Origin of the sequence: Bradyrhizobium sp. BRP20, assembly GCF_020194215.1 — a bacterium.
GTDB lineage: Bacteria > Pseudomonadota > Alphaproteobacteria > Rhizobiales > Xanthobacteraceae > Bradyrhizobium > Bradyrhizobium yuanmingense.
On the sequence record NZ_JADYVY010000003.1, the window covers coordinates 406682 to 424056 of the forward strand.

Below are 17375 nucleotides of genomic sequence, written 5' to 3' on the forward strand. Positions count from 1 at the left end.
CCGCGCCGCCCGTCTCGCAACCTCTTACGCCACCTCGCGCTCGGGCGGGGATCCCTGCTCGCGGGCCATCGTCGTGGCCGTGACATAGTCGGTCTTGCCGGTGCCGAGCAGCGGCACCTTGTCGACCACCATGATCGCAGCGGGCACGGTCAGCTCGGAGGCGCCGATCGCCTTGGCCTGGGCCTGCATCGCGCTGCGCTCGGCATTCTTCTCGGTCGTCAGCAGCACGATGCGCTCGCCCTTGCGCTGGTCGGGGATCGACACGGCGACGGATGCCGCCTGCGGCCATAGCGCCGCCGCGATGGCTTCGACCGCCGACAGCGAGACCATTTCGCCCGCGATCTTGGCAAAGCGCTTGGCGCGGCCCTTGATGGTGATGAAGCCGGCCGGGTCGATCGAAACGATGTCGCCGGTGTCGTGCCAGCCGTCGGGGAGCTTTTCGAGCACGCCGGGATTTTCGGCCCTGAGGTAGCCGAGCATCACGTTCGGGCCGCGCACCGAGAGGCGTCCGCCTTCCTCAATGCCGGGGACCGGATCGAGGCGGCTTTCCATCAGCGGCGAGAGACGGCCGACGGTGCCGGGGCGGTTGGCCATCGGCGTGTTCATCGCCAGCACCGGCGCCGTCTCGGTGACGCCATAGCCTTCGAGGATGCGAATGCCGTAGCGCTCCATGAAGACCTGCCGCGTGCGGTCCTTGACCGCCTCGGCGCCGGCGATGACGAGGCGCAGGGTGCGGAAGTCGTAAGCGTGCGCCGAGCGCGCATAGCCGGTCAGGAACGTATCCGTGCCGAACAGGATCGTAGCGCCGGTCTGGTAGATCAGCTCGGGCACGATCCGGTAGTGCAGCGGCGAGGGATACATGTAGATCGGAATGCCCGCCAGCATCGGCATCATCATTCCGCCCGTGAGTCCAAACGAGTGGAACACCGGCAACACGTTGAACACCTTGTCGTTGGCATTGGCATCGACCCGCGCCAGCGCCTGCGCCGCGTTGGCGAGGATGTTGCGGTGGGACAGCACCACGCCCTTGGGCGTACCTTCCGAGCCCGACGTGAACAGCACGACGGCGGGATCGTTGGCCTGGCGGGGCACGCGCGGCGTCGTGCCCGCGAGCAGGCCCTTGATCTTGTCGGCGATGCCGATCGAGGCGCGGACGTCCTCGAGATAGACGACGCGTGCCTCCGCGGAGATCGCAGTCATCAGCTTGTCGAGCTTGCCTTTCTCGATGAAGGCCTTCGACGTCAGCACGGTCTTGACCTGCGCGGCCTTCATGGCGGCGAGCACGTTGACCGGACCGGCCGAGAAATTGAGCATCGCCGGCACCCGGCCGCTGTTCTGCAGCGCCATGAAGACGACGGCGACGCCCGCGGAGTTCGGCAGCAGCACGCCGACATTCTCGCCGGTTGCGGTGCCGTTCTCGAGCTTGCGGCTCAGGACCTGCGCGCCGAGGATCAGCTTGCGATAAGTCAGCTTGGTGCCGAGCGCGTCCTCGATGATGACCTTGCCGGTGTCGCGGTCGCGATAGGCGTGTCCGAGGGCTTCGAACAGCGTGTGATCGAGCATGGCGTTCTTGACGAGGGCGTCGATCATGACGTCCTGCAGCGCGGCGCCGGCGGCGTTGCGGCGGGCCTTGCCCTTCAGCGTTTCGTCGACCGGAAGCTTGACCGGCGGTAGGATCGTCACCGTCACGCGCGGAAACCAGGACCGCTTGATCTGGCTGGAGTTGAGATAGCTGAGATAGGAGCGCTGCGCACCTTCGATCCGGACCGGCACGACCACGGCGTCGGCCTTGTCCGCGATCATCGCGGTGCCGTCATACACCTTCATCAGCGAGCCGGAGACGGTGATGCGTCCCTCAGGGAAGATCACGACAGGCTCGCCCGCCGCCACCAGCTTGATCAGGTCGCGCGCAGCCAGCGGCTTGGTCGGGTCCATAGTGTAGTGCTTGATCGCGCGCAGGAACGGCTTGGCCCACCAGGCCTTGGCGATGCCGGTGTCGACCGCAAAGCTCGCGTCGATCGGCAGCACGGCGTGCAGCAGCGGGCCGTCGATCAGGCTGACATGGTTCGGCGCGATCAGCATGCGCGTGCCGGGAGGCGGCAGGTTTTCCAGCCCGCGCACCTCGGTACGGAACAGGGCGCGGAACAGAAGCCCGCCAGCATCGCGCACGCCTTCCTTGCCCCACTTGGTCAGCACGAACCACACCGCGCCGAAGCTGGCGACGCCGAGGCCGAAGAAGATCCAGCCGATATGCAGACCTGCCGCCTGCAACAGCGCGACGAACAGCGAGCCGACCACCATGAAGGCGGCCTGCAGCACGTTGCCGGCGGCGATGATGCGGGCGCGCTCGGAAGGTTGCGACCAGGCCTGGACCGCGGCAAAGGACGGAACGACGAACAGGCCGCCGCCGAAGGCGAAGGCGACGAAGTCGGCCAGCATGCGCAGGCCACCGAACGAAGTCGCGAAGCCGAGCGCGGTGATCTCGTGCCCCTTTGCGGTGACGCCGATGGCCCAGGCGAGATCGAGGCCGGCAAAGCCCATGATGATGGCGCCGATCGGCACCAGCGCGAGGTTCGGGCGAACGTGGCTGAGGCTGGCGGCAAACAGCGAGCCGATCGCGATGCCGATCGCGAAGATGGCAAGGCACAGCGTCACGACGCCCTCGGTGCCGCCGACGACGTCCTTGATCAGCGCCGGCAGCAGCGACAGCACGATGGCGCCGACCAGCCAGAACCAGGAGACGATCACGGTGCCGTCCCAGAGGCGATGGTCGGCACGAAGCGTCCTGAGCAGGCTCACCGTCGAGGTCCAGGGATTGGCGTCGATGGGCAGCTCAGGCGCGGAGGGCGTCGTCTGCGGAATGCGGGACGCGAACGCCCAGGACAACACGGCCAGCACGACCACGGCGGATGCGACCCAGCCCATATGCGCGGAGCCGGCGACGAACTGGCCGCCGGCGACGGTGCCGAGCAGGATCGCCATGAAGGTCGCGCCTTCGACCAGCGCGTTGCCGGTCGCGAGTTCGCCGAGCTCGAGCTGGTCCGGCAGCATCGCGTATTTCACCGGGCCGAACAGCGCGGCGATGGTGCCGAACAGCGCGAGCGCTGCGAACAAGAGCGGCACCGAATGCAGGAAGAAGCCGGCAGCGGCGAAGCAAGCTGCAAAGATCTCGACGAATTTGAGCCGCCTTGCGACGACGGATTTGACGTATTTGTCGGCGAGCTGGCCGCCGAGCCCGGACAGGATGAAGTAGGGGAAGATGAAGACGGCGCCTGCCACCGTCACCAGCGCATCGCCGTGGCTCGTTGCCGCGCTGTAGAGCAGGATGATGACGAGCGCATTCTTGAGCACGTTGTCATTGAGCGCCGAGAAGAATTGCGCCCAGAACAGCGGCGCAAAGCGGCGTGACGACATCAATTCCCTGATCATGACTGGTCCTGTTTTGGCAAGGCAGACTGAGGTTGTTACGTTGTCTGTGAAACGTCACGACCGGAAGCATAGGGCGAACGATTGCGCGGCAACGAAGTTGCTGGCCTGCTCTGTCCCCTCGGTTCCTCCGATCCTGTTGGTCTCCAATCGGCATCGTTAGGTTCGCAAATATCCGGTCGAGGCCGGGCGGAGCGGCCTCGCTCGCCCGGATATGGCGCCGGGCGATGAAGGAAAGACTGAACCGCATCGTCGAAATCCGCCGGATCGGCCACGCCCGTCCGGACATGGTTAAGTCCATCCTTGCAGCCGGCGCTTGCATTCGAGCCGACCCGCGTGCGCGCCTCAGGTGAGATGGGCGAGGTGGCGAAACGGCGAGAAGCGGCCGAGCAGGCTGAACCGGCGGCCCTCGTGACGGGCACGGGCACGGCTCGCCCGCCACATCCGAAGAGTCGCCCGGCGTTCGGCGAGCACACCGGCAACGTCGCAGGCGTTGGCGATGCGATTGACCGGGGCCATGGCCAGCCGCAGCAGGGCCCGGCCAAAGCCGGCGACGAGGGCGGCGGCGTCATCGACGAAGGTGGTGGCGATATCGACAGCAAGGGTTTGCATTTTCCAGGTCTCCGGGTTAGATTGAACAATGTTCACATGAGTAGCTTGAAAATGAACAATGTTCAAGAAGAATCGCCGCGCGACCAGAAAAAATTTCGGCGCCGGCTCCAGATCGTCGAAATTGCCCGCGGCATCATCTCAGCTAAGGGGCTGAGATCATTGAAGGTTCGGGATGTTGCCGAGGCGGCCGGCTGCTCGGTCGGCAGCGTCTATAACGAGTTTGGCGACTTCGACGGGGTCATTCTGACGGTGAACCGGGAAACGGTTCAGGCGCTCACGGCCCGGCTCCGTGCTGTTCCCGCCGAGGATCCGGTCCGCCAGCTTTATGGGCTCGCCGAGACTTATCTCGACTTCTTCGCCGCGCACGCCAATTTGCTGCGTTCCCTGTTCGAGCATCGGATGGAGGACGATCGCCCCTATCCGGACGACATCCTCCAGATGGTGATGGATGCGTTCGCGCTGATGCATCCGCCCCTGGTGCGGCTATTGCCGGATGCGGACGACGTGAAGATTGCGCTGCTGTCGCGCACGCTGTTTTCCGCCGTGCATGGCATCATCTCGCTCGGCCTCGAGGAGCGCATGGTGGCCGTGCCGTCGCAGATGCTGCGCCAGCAGATCGAACAATTCGTCGACACCCATCTCGCAGGACTTGGAATTCTGCCCCTGCGGTGACGATGCCATTACCCTCGTGCAGCGACCGCTTCGCGCGGGCGTGGCGCAACGACGACAACGTCCGATCGCCCGTTCTCGACCTGAACGCGGTTGCGGCCCTTTTCCTTGGCGCGGTAGCAGGCCGCATCCGCGCGTCGCATCGCATCCTCGAGCGTGATGTTGCCGTCGGCGATGCAGGCGACGCCGATGCTGGCGGTCACGGCAAAGCAACGGTCGTCCCAGGCGAAATTGAACAGCTCCAGCGACCGGCGCAGACGCTCGGCGATGTCGACGGCATCGAAGGGCGAGCATCGCGGCAGGATCAGGCCGAATTCGTCGCCGCCGAGCCGGGCCACCAGATCATGCGCATGCCGGTCCTGCTGCAGCAGGCGCGAGACCTGGCAGAGCAGGCGGTCGCCGGCGAGGTGGCCGCAACTGTCGTTGACGCTCTTGAACTGGTCGAGGTCGAGCAGGATGAGGGCGAGCGCACCCGCCGCGGCATTGTCCAGTTCGGCTTGCAGGCGCGCCTCGAAGGCGCGGCGGTTGGAGAGGCCGGTCAACCAATCATGCGATGCCTGCCAGGCCAGGCGCTCCTTCTCGGCATGCAAGGCGTCTTCGAAGGTCTGCCGTTGCCGCACCAGGCGCCGCGTATGCCAGATCAGGAGCAGGATCAGCGCCGCAGCCGTGATGATGTTGATGCCCGTCAGCGTCAGCTTGATCGCCCGGGATCCTTCGCCGAGGACGGTGGAGAATTGCTTGGCGTGCACCGTGAACTGGGCATTGAGCTCCGATAGCCGCGACGACAGGAATTGCAGGCGGTCGTCGTCCTGAATGGGACCTTTCTTCAGCTCGGATCGGATGACCTCGCCGAACACGCTGAGCTCCAGCAGCATGGGATCGGTGGCGGCCCATTCCCTGATCGCGTCCTGGAGGAAGCTGACGCGATTGAAATAGCGAAACAGCCAGATCAGTCCCGGGACGTCATCGGGATGGTTGCCGCCTTGCAGAAAGCCGACGCGGGCGGCCTCGACGTCGACCGGATCGCGTTCCAGCGCCCAGCGTGCGAACTCGTCGCCGATGGGGACGGCGAGTGAAGCCTGATATTGCGCGAACTGGCTCGGTTCGCCCGAATGCAGATAGAGATTGAGGAAGTAGACCGCGTTCTTCTGCGAGCGCGACCAGAGTGCTTCGCCGGCGACATAGGCGCGGACCGACGACATCACCTCGAGACTGAATCCGGCGATCGCCGCCTGCAGCACGACGACCATCACGAAAGGCGAGACGAGCTTGATGACGTGAAGGAGGTTGCCGCCCTCCGCCGACGCCGCTGTTCTGCGAAACACACCAGTCCCCAAGTCGATCGACGCGCCCGGCAGGGGCGTTGCGCCTGCAACGCAAAGTAGACGAGATGGTTGCTTAACTGGACCTGAAAAGTGCGAGGGATTGTGACGGAGGGTGAAGGTAATGTGACGTGGATGCGCGCAGATCGTTTCAAATGCCGCGAAATCGGAGCTGATGTGATATCGCGAACCAATGCCTTGTCATTGCGAGCGCAGCGAAGCAATCCAGCCTGCCTCCGCGGCATCATTCTGGATTGCTTCGTCGCAAGAGCTCTTCGCAATGACGACGTAGCGGCGGACGGGCGCTACACGCTCTCCGTGGACGTGTGTCCTACACCAGCACCGGCTTGCGTACGCGACCGGCGTCGCCGAACACGCGCAGATAACGCTCGATTTCCGAGGGCAGGCCGGTCGCCTTCTCCGGATTGTCGGAGAGCTTGACGGCCGGACGGCCGTCGACTGATGAGACCTTGCAGACCAGCGAGATCGGATCGAGGCTGATCGAGCCGTCCGGCGTGCAGCCGACGAAATCGTTGGTGAGGTTGGTGCCCCAGCCAAAGGAGAGCCGCACGCGCCCTGCGAAGTGGCGATAGGTGTCCTCGATCGAGCCGACGTCCATCGCGTCGGAGAAGACGAGCAGCTTGTCCTTGGGGTTGCGACCCTGCTTCTGCCACCAGGCGATGATTTCCTCCCCAGCCTGGATCGGCGGCGCGCTGTCGGGGCGGAAGCCGGTCCAATCGGCGACCCATTCCGGTGCATCGCGGAGGAAGGTCCTGGTACCGAAGGCGTCGGGCAGCGCGATCAGGAGGTTGCCGCCGTAAGTCTGACGCCACTGGTCGAGAATGCGGTAGGGCGCCCAGCGCAATTCCTCGTCGTCTCTGGCGAGCGCGGCGGCCACCATCGGCAGCTCGTGCGCGTTGGTGCCGATGGCTTCGAGATCGTTGTCCATCGCGAGAAGCACGTTGGAGGTGCCGATGAAGGAGGGGCCGAGGCCTTCCTTCACCGCCTCGACGCACCAGCGCTGCCAGAGGAAGCCGTGGCGGCGACGCGTGCCGAAGTCGGAGAGCCGCAGGTTCTCGAGCTGGCGCAGCCGTTCGACCTTGGTCCACAACTTGGCCTTGGCGCGGGCGTAGAGCACGTCGAGCTCGAAGCGGCCGCGGCCCTTCATGGCCGCACGCGAACGCAGCTCGTTGAGGATCGCAAGCGCCGGAATCTCCCACATCGTGGTGTGGGTCCAGGGCCCGTGAAAATGCAGCTCGTACTGGCCCTCGACCTTGCGCAGCTCGTATTCGGGAAGGCGGAATTCCGCCAGCCAGCGGATGAAATCCGCCGAGAACATATGGGTCTTGCCGTAGAAGGTGTTGCCGGCCAGCCAGATCAGCTCCTTCTTGGTGAAGCGGATGGTGCGGGCATGGTCGAGCTGGGCGCGCAGCTCGCCCTCGTCGATGATCTCGGCAAGGCGCACATGGCGCGAGCGGTTGATGACCGAGAAGGTCACATTCTGACTCGGGTAATCCTCCCGAATCATCTGCAACATCAATAGTTTGTAGAAGTCGGTATCGAGCAGGCTGCGGATAATGGGATCCAGCCGCCAGCTGTGATTGTAGGTCCGGTTCGCAATGTCAGTCACTGTCATGGGAGGATTTTAGCGCGGCTCCCCCTGCGCAACCAGTGGGTTTGGGAAGGGCAGTCTTGCGGAGCGCGGCGCCTGCTATCAGGGCATGAGAACGGCAGGTCAGAACGTGGCGGCCGTCGCCGCGACGGCCTCGAGTTGGCTCCTGACCCAGCGGTGGGCCGGGTCCTTCTGGTAGCGCTGGTGCCAGACCATGAACATCGGCAGCTCGGCCAGGGTCTTCGTGCGCGACGCCAGCGGGATCGGTGTTTGCGTAAAGCCACGCATTACGCCGGACGCGAGCAGGCTCGGCATGCTCGCCAGCATCTGTGAGCCGCGCAGGAACGACGGCACGCCGGAGAAGCTCGGCACGGAGATCGCGATGTCGCGGTGGAGCCCGTTCGCTGCCAGCCGGCGGTCGAAGTCGAGCCGCTCATTGTCGGTATAGACCACGGTGATGTGACGCGCCGCGAGATAAGCGCTGCGGCTGGCCGGCGCGGCGCGCGCTTTGGGATCGTAGTAGCAGACGTAGTGATCCCTCAGCAGCCGCTTCTGCACGATGTCGACGCCGGACGGCGGCAGCGGCGTGATCAGGAGGTCGCAGCGGTTTTCGCGCAGCATCGCGGGCGAGGGCGATTGCGAGGGGATCACGCGCAAATTCAGGCCCTTCACTTGTGCGGCGACGTGATCGAAGAACCGCGGCAGCAGCAGGTCGCGCTGGAAATCGTTGGCCGCGATCGTCAACGACAGCTGTGCGCGGGGTGGCTCAAAGCTGACGCCCCCGGCGAAGCTGCGCATCTCGTCGATCAGCGCGCGTGCCTTGCCGGCCAGTGCCTGCGCATGGGCCGTCGCAACGATGCCACGGCCGGACTTGGCGAACAGCGGATCGCCGGCGATCCGCCGCAGCTTGTTCAACCCGTGGCTGACGGCAGACTGGGTGAGGCCGAGCCGCGTCGCTGCCGCCGTCACCGAGCCTTCCTCCAGCACCGCCAGGAACAGCTCGAGGGCGTGGCCGTCGAGGGCCAAATGATCGATTTCCTTCATGCAATTCATTATAATTCATCTATTTATCTTGAGAATAGGCTGGCTCATGCTCTCCCGATAAGCCGCCCGACCCCGGGCTCCCAGGGAGAGACAACGCCGATGAATGCCCAGGCGCCAGCCTTGCGGGATCCCCGCCTCAACCGTCCCGAGCCCTTCACGCCGCCGCTCGGCGACGGCGGCTTCTTCCAGCGCGACCGCGCGATGCATCCGCCGGCGCATGCGCCAGGCTACAAGTCCTCGGTGCTGCGCTCGCCGCGCCAGTCGCTGCTGTCCTTGGAGAACTCGATCTCGGAGATCACGGGGCCGGTGTTCGGCCACAACGATCTCGGCCCGCTCGACAATGATTTGATCCGCAACTACGCCAAGGACGGCGATCCCGTCGGCGAGCGCATCATCGTCCACGGCCGCGTGCTGGACGAGACCGGCCGGGGCGTTCCGAACACGCTGGTCGAGTTCTGGCAGGCCAATGCCGGCGGCCGCTACCGGCACAAGAAGGACACCTATCTGGCGCCGATCGATCCGAATTTCGGCGGTTGCGGCCGCGCGCTCACCGACGACACCGGCTACTATTACTTCCGCACCGTGAAGCCGGGCCCCTATCCCTGGCGCAACTACGTCAACAGCTGGCGCCCCGCCCATATCCACTTCTCGGTGTTCGGCTCGGGCTTTGCGCAGCGGCTGATCACGCAGATGTATTTCGAAGGCGATCCGCTGATCCCGGTCTGCCCGATCCTGACGACGATCCCGGACAAGGACGCGCTCGACCGCCTCGTGGCGCCGCTCGACCTCAACGCCTCGACGCCGTTCGACTCGCTCGCCTACCGCTTCGACATCGTGCTGCGCGGCCAGCGCTCCACCTATTTCGAAAATCGCACCGCGGGGAACTAACGCCCATGCCGCAACCGCTCAATTATCTCAAGGAAACCGCCTCGCAGACCGCCGGGCCCTACGTACATATCGGCCTGATCCCGGCCATGGCCGGCTTCGACATCTTCGAGAAGAACTTCTCCAACGTGCTGGTGAGCCCGAACACCAAAGGCGAGCGCATCACGCTGGAGGGCAAGGTGCTCGACGGCACCGGCACGCCGCTGCGCGACGTGCTGCTGGAGATCTGGCAGGCGAATGCGGCCGGCCGCTACAACCACCCCGCCGATCGCTCCGCCGGCGCGCCGGATGACGAGTTTCGCGGCTGGGGCCGCGCCGGCTCCGACTTCGACAGCGGCCTCGTCACTTTCGAGACCATCAAGCCGGGTGCGATCACCGACAGGACGGGGCGCAAATGCGCGCCGCACGTCAACGTCTGGATCGTCGCGCGCGGCATCAATATCGGCCTCAACACGCGGCTCTATTTCTCGGACGAAGAGGCGGCCAACGCCGCCGATCCCGTGCTCAACCTGATCGAGCAGCCGGTGCGCCGCAAGACATTGATCGCAACCCGCAGCGAGCGCGCCGGCAAGGTCGTGTATTCCTTCACGATCAATCTGCAGGGGCCGGAGGAGACGGTGTTCTTCGACGTGTGAGGTGTCGGGCCGGCGTCCTTCGATCATTCCACCCGGTCGTCGCGCCTGATGGTTCCGCGCGCGAGGAATTGCGGTGGCTGCCGCATTTCGCGCGATACCGGTCGATCGGGTGGATCGCGCCCCACTTTTGGCTTCAACTCCACCAGATCGATGAACATGTCCGCCTGCCGGCGCAGGTCGTCGGCGATCATGGGCGGCTGAGTGGAGAGTGTGGAGACGACGGTCACGCGGACGCCGCGGCGTTGCAAGGCTTCGACCAGCGAACGGAAATCCCCATCGCCCGAGCACAACACGATCTGATCGACGTGCTGGGCAAGCTCCATCGCGCTTACGGCGAGGTCCACATCCATGCTGCCCTTCACCTTGCGGCGGCCGGTAGCGGGGTCGACGAACTCCTTGGCGAGTTTGGTGACGACGGTGAAGCCGTTGTAGTCGAGCCAATCGATCAAGGGGCGGATCGACGAATATTCCTGATCCTCGATGATGGTCGTGTAGTAGAAGGCCCGTAACAGCGTAGCTCGGCTTTGAAATTCACTGAGCAGGCGTCTGTAGTCGATCTCGAAGCCGAGCGCCTTGGCGGTGGCATGGAAATTGGAGCCGTCGATAAAGAGCGCGCTCTTCCCAAGCGAAGACATTATGCACAACTCCCCGGGTTCGGCACGAAAGCCGACCGTCCAGCCGAAATGGCGCGGCGTATCGGCGGGAATAACTGAAGGCGCCGATGGCTTTGCTGAAAAGGCGGCGCAGACGACCGGACAGGGTTGGCCGCCTTGCGCCGAGGTTAGGGAGGTTCCATGCCACCAGCGCCAGGGCGCCGAATGCCGTTACGCTAGGGCGAGGGCGTGCCCCGCTCAATTGTACGGAGGTAAAGCGCCTCTATCCAAAGGATGGGGCGCTATATACGAAGGTAAGTGGCAACGAGAGACATCGCGGATCCGGGGCGCGTCGATCAGACGTGCCCTGATCCTTTGTCCGGTGGTTCAGCCTTCGCCGCCATGGAGCCGGGCGCGAAAGGCGCGCGGTGAGACCCCCGTGGCGGCGGCGTAGACCCGGCTGAAATAGGCGGGGTCCTCGAAGCCGAGGGCGTAGGCGATGGTCGAGACCGGCAGGTTGGTGTAGACGAGGTTGCGCCGCGCCTCCCGGATCAGTCGGTTGAGGATCAGATGCGAGGCGGTGTCGCCGGTCGCCGCCCGCGTGATCCGGTTGAGATGCGTCGGTGTCACCGACAGCGCCTCGGCATAGTCGGCGACGCTCCAGCGCTCCAGATGATGCTGCTCCAGCAGCGCCTCGAAGCGGCGGAACAACCCGCTTTCCGCGGTGCCGTTGCCGCCGCTCTCGCCCGTGAGCGCGCGGGCCACGAGCCCGATCATGGCCGACGACAAGGCGCGGAGCACATGCGCGCGGCCGAAGTCGCGCGCGGCGTGCTCGGCGAAGATCTGCTTCATCGTGGCGCGGATCTGCGGCGTGCCGCGCACCACGGCCGACCGCGACAGCGCACCGCGCAGGCCCTCGGCGGCGAGCAGCGCTTCATCGAGGATCTCCGCGGCGATGGTCAACACCCACCCTTGCGTATCGGGCACGAAGCGGAAGCCGTGGACGTGGCCGACCGGCACGTTGACGATCTGCATCGGCCTCAGCGGCACCACGCGCCCGTCGAGCGTCGCCTCGCCGCCGCCGCGCTCGATCAGCAGCACCTGGTGCAGCCGGGCATGGCGGTGCACGGCCAGCGTCCAGTCGTGCAGCACCGAACGCGAGGCGATCGTCTCGCAATGCACGACATCGGGCAGATCGCCGGACTCGCCGAACAGATTGTAGACCCGGATGGCCGGGGCGGGGGCCGCGCTTCTCATGTTCGAATAGTACAAGACAAAGGCGAAACCCTCCATCGGCTTGCGCCTTAACGTATGCAAAAAAATGCCGACGGGAGGACGCAAAAATGAAAGTTCAGGTCTGTATCATCGGCGGCGGGCCGTCCGGGCTGTTGCTGTCCCAGCTCCTGCACCTCAAGGGCATCGACACCATCGTGCTGGAGAAATACAGCCGCGACCACGTGCTGGCCCGGATCCGCGCCGGCGTGCTCGAGCACGGCTTTGCGAAGCTGATGCGCGAAGCGCAATGCGGCGAGCGGATGGACCGCGAGGGCGAGATCCACAACGGGTTCGAGATCGCCCATGACGGCGTGCTCTCCCACATCGACCTGCACAAGCATTCCGGCGGCAATTCGGTCCTGGTCTACGGCCAGACCGAGCTGACGCGCGACCTCTACGAGGCACGCGACCGGATCGGCGGCAAGGTCGTGCACAATGCCGAGGACGTCACGCCGCACGATCTGACGTCGGATCGGCCCTATGTGACGTATCGCTCGAACGGGCAGACGCTCCGCGTCGATTGCGACTACATCGTCGGCGCCGACGGCTTCCATGGCGTCAGCCGCAAGTCGATCCCGAAGGACGTGCTGCGCGAATATGAGAAGGTCTATCCGTTCGGCTGGCTCGGCGTGCTGTCGCGTACGAAACCGGTATCACCCGAGCTGATCTACGTGAAGCACGAGCGCGGCTTTGCACTGTGCTCGCTGCGCTCGCAGGTGCTGAGCCGCTACTACATCCAGGTGCCTTTGACCGACAAGGTGGAGGACTGGAGCGACGACGCGTTCTGGGCCGAGCTGAAGCGCCGCCTGCCGGACGAGGTCGCCGGCCGTCTGATCACCGGCCCGTCGATCGAGAAGAGCATCGCGCCCTTGCGCAGCTTCGTCGCCGAGCCGATGAGCTATGGCCGCCTGTTCCTCGCCGGCGATGCCGCGCACATCGTGCCGCCGACCGGCGCGCGCGGATTGAACAGCGCCGCGTCCGACATCTACTATCTCTATCACGCGCTGCTCGCGCATTATCAGAGCGGCGACGATGCCGGTCTCAAGGGCTATTCCGCCAAGGCGCTCGCGCGAATCTGGAAGGCACAACGCTTCTCCTGGTGGATGACGATGATGCTGCACCGCTTCCCCGACCGGATCGAATATGAGGATCGTCTGCAGCAGACGGAGCTCGACTACCTGCTCTCGTCCGAGACGGCGCAGCGTCTGCTTGCGGAGAATTATACGGGGCTGCCGTTTTAGGCGATCTAACCCTCCCCTGGAGGGCCCTCCAGGGGAGGGTAAGAAGCCACTACTTTCCTTCCAGCGTATTGACCGGTGTCCAGTCCGGCGGCGGCGGAGTCTGCGTCAGTACGTTCGCACGTTTGGCGAACCGGGCTGACGCAGGATCGATCTTCGCGACGCCCTCGAACGCGTCGGCCGCCTTGGCAAACTCCCGTGCCCGCCAGCACGCCAGCCCTTCCGCATAGGCTGCGGCGACCTTGGCCTGCTCGGCGCTTTCCGCGCCGGTTTCCGCCAGCGGCTCGAACACCCTGATCGCCTCGCCGCGTCCCTGCACCCTGATCGCATCGAGCTCGCGCCAGGCGAAGCTATCGCCGGTCTGCGCCATCGTGGTTTCCGAGGCCATGATCGCGGTGCCGTAATATTTGTTGGCGCCTTCGAGCCGCGAGGCGACGTTCACGGTGTCGCTCATCACGGTGTAGTTGAAGCGGCGGCGCGAGCCGATGTTGCCGACCACGGCTTCGCCGCTGTTGAGCCCGATACGGTGCGACAGGCCGTGACCGGCGAAGGCGGGATGGCCTTGATTGAGCTCGGCCAGCGTCTCGTGGCACTTCAGCGCAGCACGCACCGCATTGCGCGCGTGGGCGGGATCGTCGGCCGGGGCGCCGAACATGGCGACGATGGAATCGCCGATATATTTGTCGACGTAACCGCCATGGCCTTCGATGATGTCGGTCATGGCGGACAGATATTCGTTCATCAGCGTCACCAGCTCGACCGGCGTCATCGTCTCGGCGATCGACGAGAATCCGCTTAGGTCGGAGAAGAACATGGTGACGTTGCGCATCTCGCCGCCGAGCGCCGGCATCTTGCCGGAGGCCACCATGGTCTCGATCACCTCGGGCGCGAGGTAAAAGGCAAAGCTCTTGCGCAGGAAGCGCTCGTCGCGGTCGGTCAGCACGAAGCGATAGCCGATCATGATCGCGAGCGCGGCAAGGCTGGCGAGCGCCGGCTCGGTCAGCGGCAGCGCCAAGGCATGGACGAATGCCCCGACGGCAACGACCGCGTAGGCGATGGTGAGGCCGAGCCAGGCGATCAGGGCGCCACTCGGCGCAAACACGCCGGCCGCGCAGGCGATGACGGCCGCGAACGCGATCGTGAGAAGGGTGCGCGAGGGAAAGCCGAGCTCGGTCACGGCATCGCGCTCGATCAGGTTTCGGACCGCAGCGGCGTGCACGAACACACCGGCGACGTCGCTGCGGGGCTTTTGCGCGGTGCCGGCGGCCGCGGGCAGGGCACATGGCGCCGACGGCGTTCCGTCATAACCGCCGGACAGGCGCATCGAGGTGAGCTTGCGGTCCTCGAAGTTGAGGACGGTCCCGAGCAGCACGACCTTGCCCTCGAAGGCGCGCCGGAAGAAATCGCGGTCGTCTTTTTCGACGCAGGCGCGCAGATCGGCAAAGGAGAAGGTCGGAACGTCGCGGCTGAGGTCGCGGAAGTTGAGCGTCAGCGTGTTCGGTACAGTGCTCGGGATTGCGTAGCCGGACAGCCCAGCCGCGCCGGATGGCGCCATCTCGACCTTCGCGCCGAGCGCGCGGGCGGCGAGCTCGGCCGCCATTGTGGGCACCGGCTTGCCCTCGATCGAGAAGCTGAGCGGCATCCGCCGGATGACATCGTCGGCGTCGGTGTGGACATTGAGCGCGCGGACGTTGTTTCGCACCGCCAGCCGCTGCGCACGGTAGGGCATTTCCGGATGGTCGTTGCTCAGGATCTCGCCGAGCACGAGCTTGCCGTTGTCGGAGATCTGCCGCAGCGCGATTAGATAGTCCCGGTCAAATCCGCGCATGCGGGCGCCGAGCGGCGCGTCGCCAAAGGGAATCTCGGATTGCTCGATCGAGTTCTTGAAGATGACGTCGAAGCCGATCACCTTGGCGCCGCCGTCGCTGATACTGCCGAGCACCCGGCCGATCTCGCGCGTCCAGGTCTGCGTCGGCGATCCCTTGAAGGGCGGGGTCTCGTAGGTTTCGCCGTCGATCGCCACGACGACGACCGGCGACGTCGCGGGATCGCGGCGCTCGCCGACAACTTTCCCACGCAGTGCGGTGAGGATGTCGAGCGAGAGGCCTTGCAGTGTCTGCAGCGGCGGGGACGTGAAGATCGCGCCCGCAAGGAGCGCGATCAGGATTGCCGCAACGATGTCCCGTCCCCCGATCCGCCGCATCGCCCCGTCGCCAGGTTCGCCTATTCGAGCCGCAGCAGGCGGCCGATGATCGGGGTCGGCGAGGAGGTGGCGCTGGCGTCGATCTGGAAGGTGTAGCGTTTGGCACCGAGAATGGCGAGGTAGCTGCCGCCCGGGGTCAGTGTCTTTCCGGCCTTGGCGAAATCATAGAACTTGCCGCCGCCGGTCATGGCGTCGCGCTTGAGCGGCACGCTGATCGTGGGCTCCTTGCCGTCGGTGCGCTCGATCACCAGCGTGCCGCCGGCTTTGGCCTGCACCAGTGGCGAGACGCCGTAGAGCGTCGGCAGCTTGGCCGGTCCGCCCTTGGCGTCCGAGCGCACGGTGCGGAAGGTCGTTGCGGCGCTCTGGTTCGCCTCGCGCTCGGACAGTTTTGCCGCATTGGTATCGCAGGGCACCTTTTCCCGCTTGACCTCGCCCAGCTGCACGGTGCTCTGCTCGGCGCCGACCAGGACGACACCTTCGCTGATGGTCTCGCGCTGGCAGGATTTCAGGTAGCTGAGCGTGATGCTGGCCTTTGGTCCGAGCTTGATGATCTTGCCTGGCGCCACGTAATCCATGAACGCGATTCCGTCGACCTTGCCCTGGACGTCCTCGACGATCGCAGCGGGAGTCTCCGCCCAAGCGGGGGCCGCAAGGCAGAATGCGCCGACACAGGCGCCGATCAGGCTTTTCATGGGAATTCTCATCCAATTCGACGATGCTCTGGTGCCCGTCCTGGTTCGATGCCTAGCAGCAGGGCGCCGGGGCAAGTGTGACCAGAATCACTCTCAGGTCTTGGTGCCACTTTAGCAGGAACAGGTTCAAACCGGCGACCGGAGAAAAATGGTGCCGCGGCAAGATGTTGGCGGATCGATCGGGTCACGCGGTCGGGACGCGGGATGGCGCGCGTCTGACGAGCTCGCTGCTGCACGCTCTATATCGGGAGCGGGAGGGGCCGCGGCGACCGGCAAGGGACTTGTCCGCTGACCGCCGGCGATCTCGACCACCTCGTCCCAGCGCAACAGGAAAGCCTCGACGCAGCCAGGATCGAACTGTCGCCCGGCGTTCTCGACCAGGTAGCCGCGCGCGAGCTCGAGCGGCATTGGCTCCTTGTACGGCCGTCGCGTCGCGTCGAAGTCGTGGAAACGGCTGACGACGGCATCGAATTGTTTTGACGTCGCCGCCGCCGCGTGCGGCCGCAGAAATTTAACGGATTGATTTTGCAGGGCGTTAACCGTGGCGGAATGCTCGTCGTGTCGGTCATTGTCGCGCCTCAAGCTTCGTTGCAAATACACGTGGAAATTACGGGTGGATGTTTCCATGCTGAAAGAGGGCAAATACGCGGCGTGGTTCAGAACAGCGCACGCGCAAGGCACCGGCATCGTGCATCTGGCCCAGGGACGGATCTCGGGCAGCGACAGCTTCTTCAATTATGGCGGCTCCTATCAGTTCGACAACGACCGGCATTTCACGGCCGTCCTGACCACACGGCGACATGCCGACGGGCCGCCGACCGTGTTCGGGCTGGACGAGGTCGAGGTCGAGCTCTCCGGCGTTTATAGCGGGGCGATGGCGACCTGTTCGGGAACGGCCCGCCAAGCGCCCGACGTGAGATTCGAAGCGACGCTGATCTACAGCCAGGAAGAGGCGCCGGCTCCTGACCCCCGGGGCGCGGTCGTGAAGCTCAAGGCCGACAAGCTGCCCAAGAGGCTCGACAGCCGTTCACGGCCGCGGCATCCGTTCACGACGGGCGCGCCCAAGTGACAGTGGATCGGCAACAAGCTGCGCCAGTCCACCCGGCTCACGTCTGCGCCGCGCTTAGCATTGCGTTGACGTTGTTGGCTCGAATTCGCGCTGCAGAAAC

Annotated in this window: 14 protein-coding genes and 1 pseudogene; 5 read left to right on the forward strand and 10 right to left on the reverse strand. The window is 65.2% G+C overall.

Going from position 1 to position 17375, the window contains the following annotated elements; all coding sequences use genetic code 11:
• Positions 1–24: 24 nt before the first annotated feature.
• Positions 25–3429 (reverse strand): acyl-[ACP]--phospholipid O-acyltransferase, encoded by a 3405-nt coding sequence (locus I6F33_RS10915; RefSeq protein ID WP_225142413.1) that lies wholly within the window; start codon positions 3427–3429, stop codon positions 25–27.
• A gap of 342 nt (positions 3430–3771) precedes the next feature.
• On the reverse strand, positions 3772–4038 hold the full coding sequence (locus I6F33_RS38465; protein ID WP_074448103.1) for a hypothetical protein: 267 nt from the start codon (positions 4036–4038) through the stop codon (positions 3772–3774).
• A gap of 51 nt (positions 4039–4089) precedes the next feature.
• Here I6F33_RS38465 and I6F33_RS10920 point away from each other — a divergent pair, with 51 nt between their 5' ends.
• Positions 4090–4710, forward strand: a complete 621-nt coding sequence (locus I6F33_RS10920; protein WP_193375193.1) for a TetR/AcrR family transcriptional regulator — start codon at positions 4090–4092, stop codon at positions 4708–4710.
• Between the two features lie 8 nt (positions 4711–4718).
• Here I6F33_RS10920 and I6F33_RS10925 read toward each other — a convergent pair whose 3' ends face one another.
• The 3 genes from I6F33_RS10925 to I6F33_RS10935 all read right to left on the reverse strand — a co-directional run bounded on the left by I6F33_RS10925 (position 4719) and on the right by I6F33_RS10935 (position 8694).
• Positions 4719–6032 carry a GGDEF domain-containing protein gene (locus I6F33_RS10925; protein WP_225139044.1) on the reverse strand — a complete coding sequence of 438 codons (1314 nt, stop codon included), beginning with the start codon at positions 6030–6032 and terminating at the stop codon, positions 4719–4721.
• Between the two features lie 328 nt (positions 6033–6360).
• Positions 6361–7665, reverse strand: coding sequence for a nicotinate phosphoribosyltransferase (pncB, locus tag I6F33_RS10930; RefSeq protein WP_036011351.1), 1305 nt, complete (start codon positions 7663–7665; stop codon positions 6361–6363).
• Between the two features lie 99 nt (positions 7666–7764).
• Positions 7765–8694, reverse strand: a complete 930-nt coding sequence (locus I6F33_RS10935; RefSeq protein WP_036026598.1) for a LysR family transcriptional regulator — start codon at positions 8692–8694, stop codon at positions 7765–7767.
• Between the two features lie 90 nt (positions 8695–8784).
• Here I6F33_RS10935 and pcaH point away from each other — a divergent pair, with 90 nt between their 5' ends.
• Together pcaH and pcaG are read left to right on the forward strand one after the other, a co-directional pair.
• Positions 8785–9573 (forward strand): protocatechuate 3,4-dioxygenase subunit beta, encoded by a 789-nt coding sequence (gene pcaH / locus I6F33_RS10940; protein WP_225142416.1) that lies wholly within the window; start codon positions 8785–8787, stop codon positions 9571–9573.
• Between the two features lie 5 nt (positions 9574–9578).
• Positions 9579–10205, forward strand: a complete 627-nt coding sequence (gene pcaG, locus I6F33_RS10945; protein ID WP_225135058.1) for a protocatechuate 3,4-dioxygenase subunit alpha — start codon at positions 9579–9581, stop codon at positions 10203–10205.
• A gap of 23 nt (positions 10206–10228) precedes the next feature.
• On the opposite strand, the gene I6F33_RS10950 is transcribed toward pcaG, so the two are convergent.
• Both I6F33_RS10950 and I6F33_RS10955 read right to left on the reverse strand, forming a co-directional pair.
• The gene (locus I6F33_RS10950) at positions 10229–10840 is read right to left on the reverse strand and encodes an NYN domain-containing protein (RefSeq protein WP_225139041.1); all 612 of its coding nucleotides are present in this window, start codon (positions 10838–10840) and stop codon (positions 10229–10231) included.
• 345 nt (positions 10841–11185) lie between these two features.
• Complete coding sequence (locus I6F33_RS10955) at positions 11186–12091, reverse strand: helix-turn-helix domain-containing protein (RefSeq protein ID WP_036026589.1); 906 nt, start codon at positions 12089–12091, stop codon at positions 11186–11188.
• 50 nt (positions 12092–12141) lie between these two features.
• Between I6F33_RS10955 and pobA the strand changes: the two genes are divergently transcribed.
• Positions 12142–13314 (forward strand): 4-hydroxybenzoate 3-monooxygenase, encoded by a 1173-nt coding sequence (gene pobA, locus I6F33_RS10960; protein WP_036011339.1) that lies wholly within the window; start codon positions 12142–12144, stop codon positions 13312–13314.
• Positions 13315–13363: 49 nt separating this feature from the next.
• Here the strand turns inward: pobA and I6F33_RS10965 are convergent, their stop codons facing one another.
• The 3 genes and pseudogenes from I6F33_RS10965 to I6F33_RS10975 form a co-directional block, all read right to left on the reverse strand.
• Positions 13364–15514 (reverse strand): adenylate/guanylate cyclase domain-containing protein, encoded by a 2151-nt coding sequence (locus I6F33_RS10965; RefSeq protein ID WP_225142418.1) that lies wholly within the window; start codon positions 15512–15514, stop codon positions 13364–13366.
• A 20-nt stretch (positions 15515–15534) separates the two neighbouring features.
• On the reverse strand, positions 15535–16206 hold the full coding sequence (locus I6F33_RS10970) for a hypothetical protein (protein WP_036035538.1): 672 nt from the start codon (positions 16204–16206) through the stop codon (positions 15535–15537).
• A gap of 126 nt (positions 16207–16332) precedes the next feature.
• Positions 16333–16638: pseudogene (locus tag I6F33_RS10975) on the reverse strand (hypothetical protein); the annotation flags it as partial.
• A 193-nt stretch (positions 16639–16831) separates the two neighbouring features.
• Here I6F33_RS10975 and I6F33_RS10980 point away from each other — a divergent pair.
• A complete protein-coding gene (locus I6F33_RS10980; RefSeq protein ID WP_036011297.1) occupies positions 16832–17275 on the forward strand; it encodes a hypothetical protein in 444 nt (147 codons plus the stop codon).
• The last annotated feature ends 100 nt before the right edge of the window (positions 17276–17375 follow it).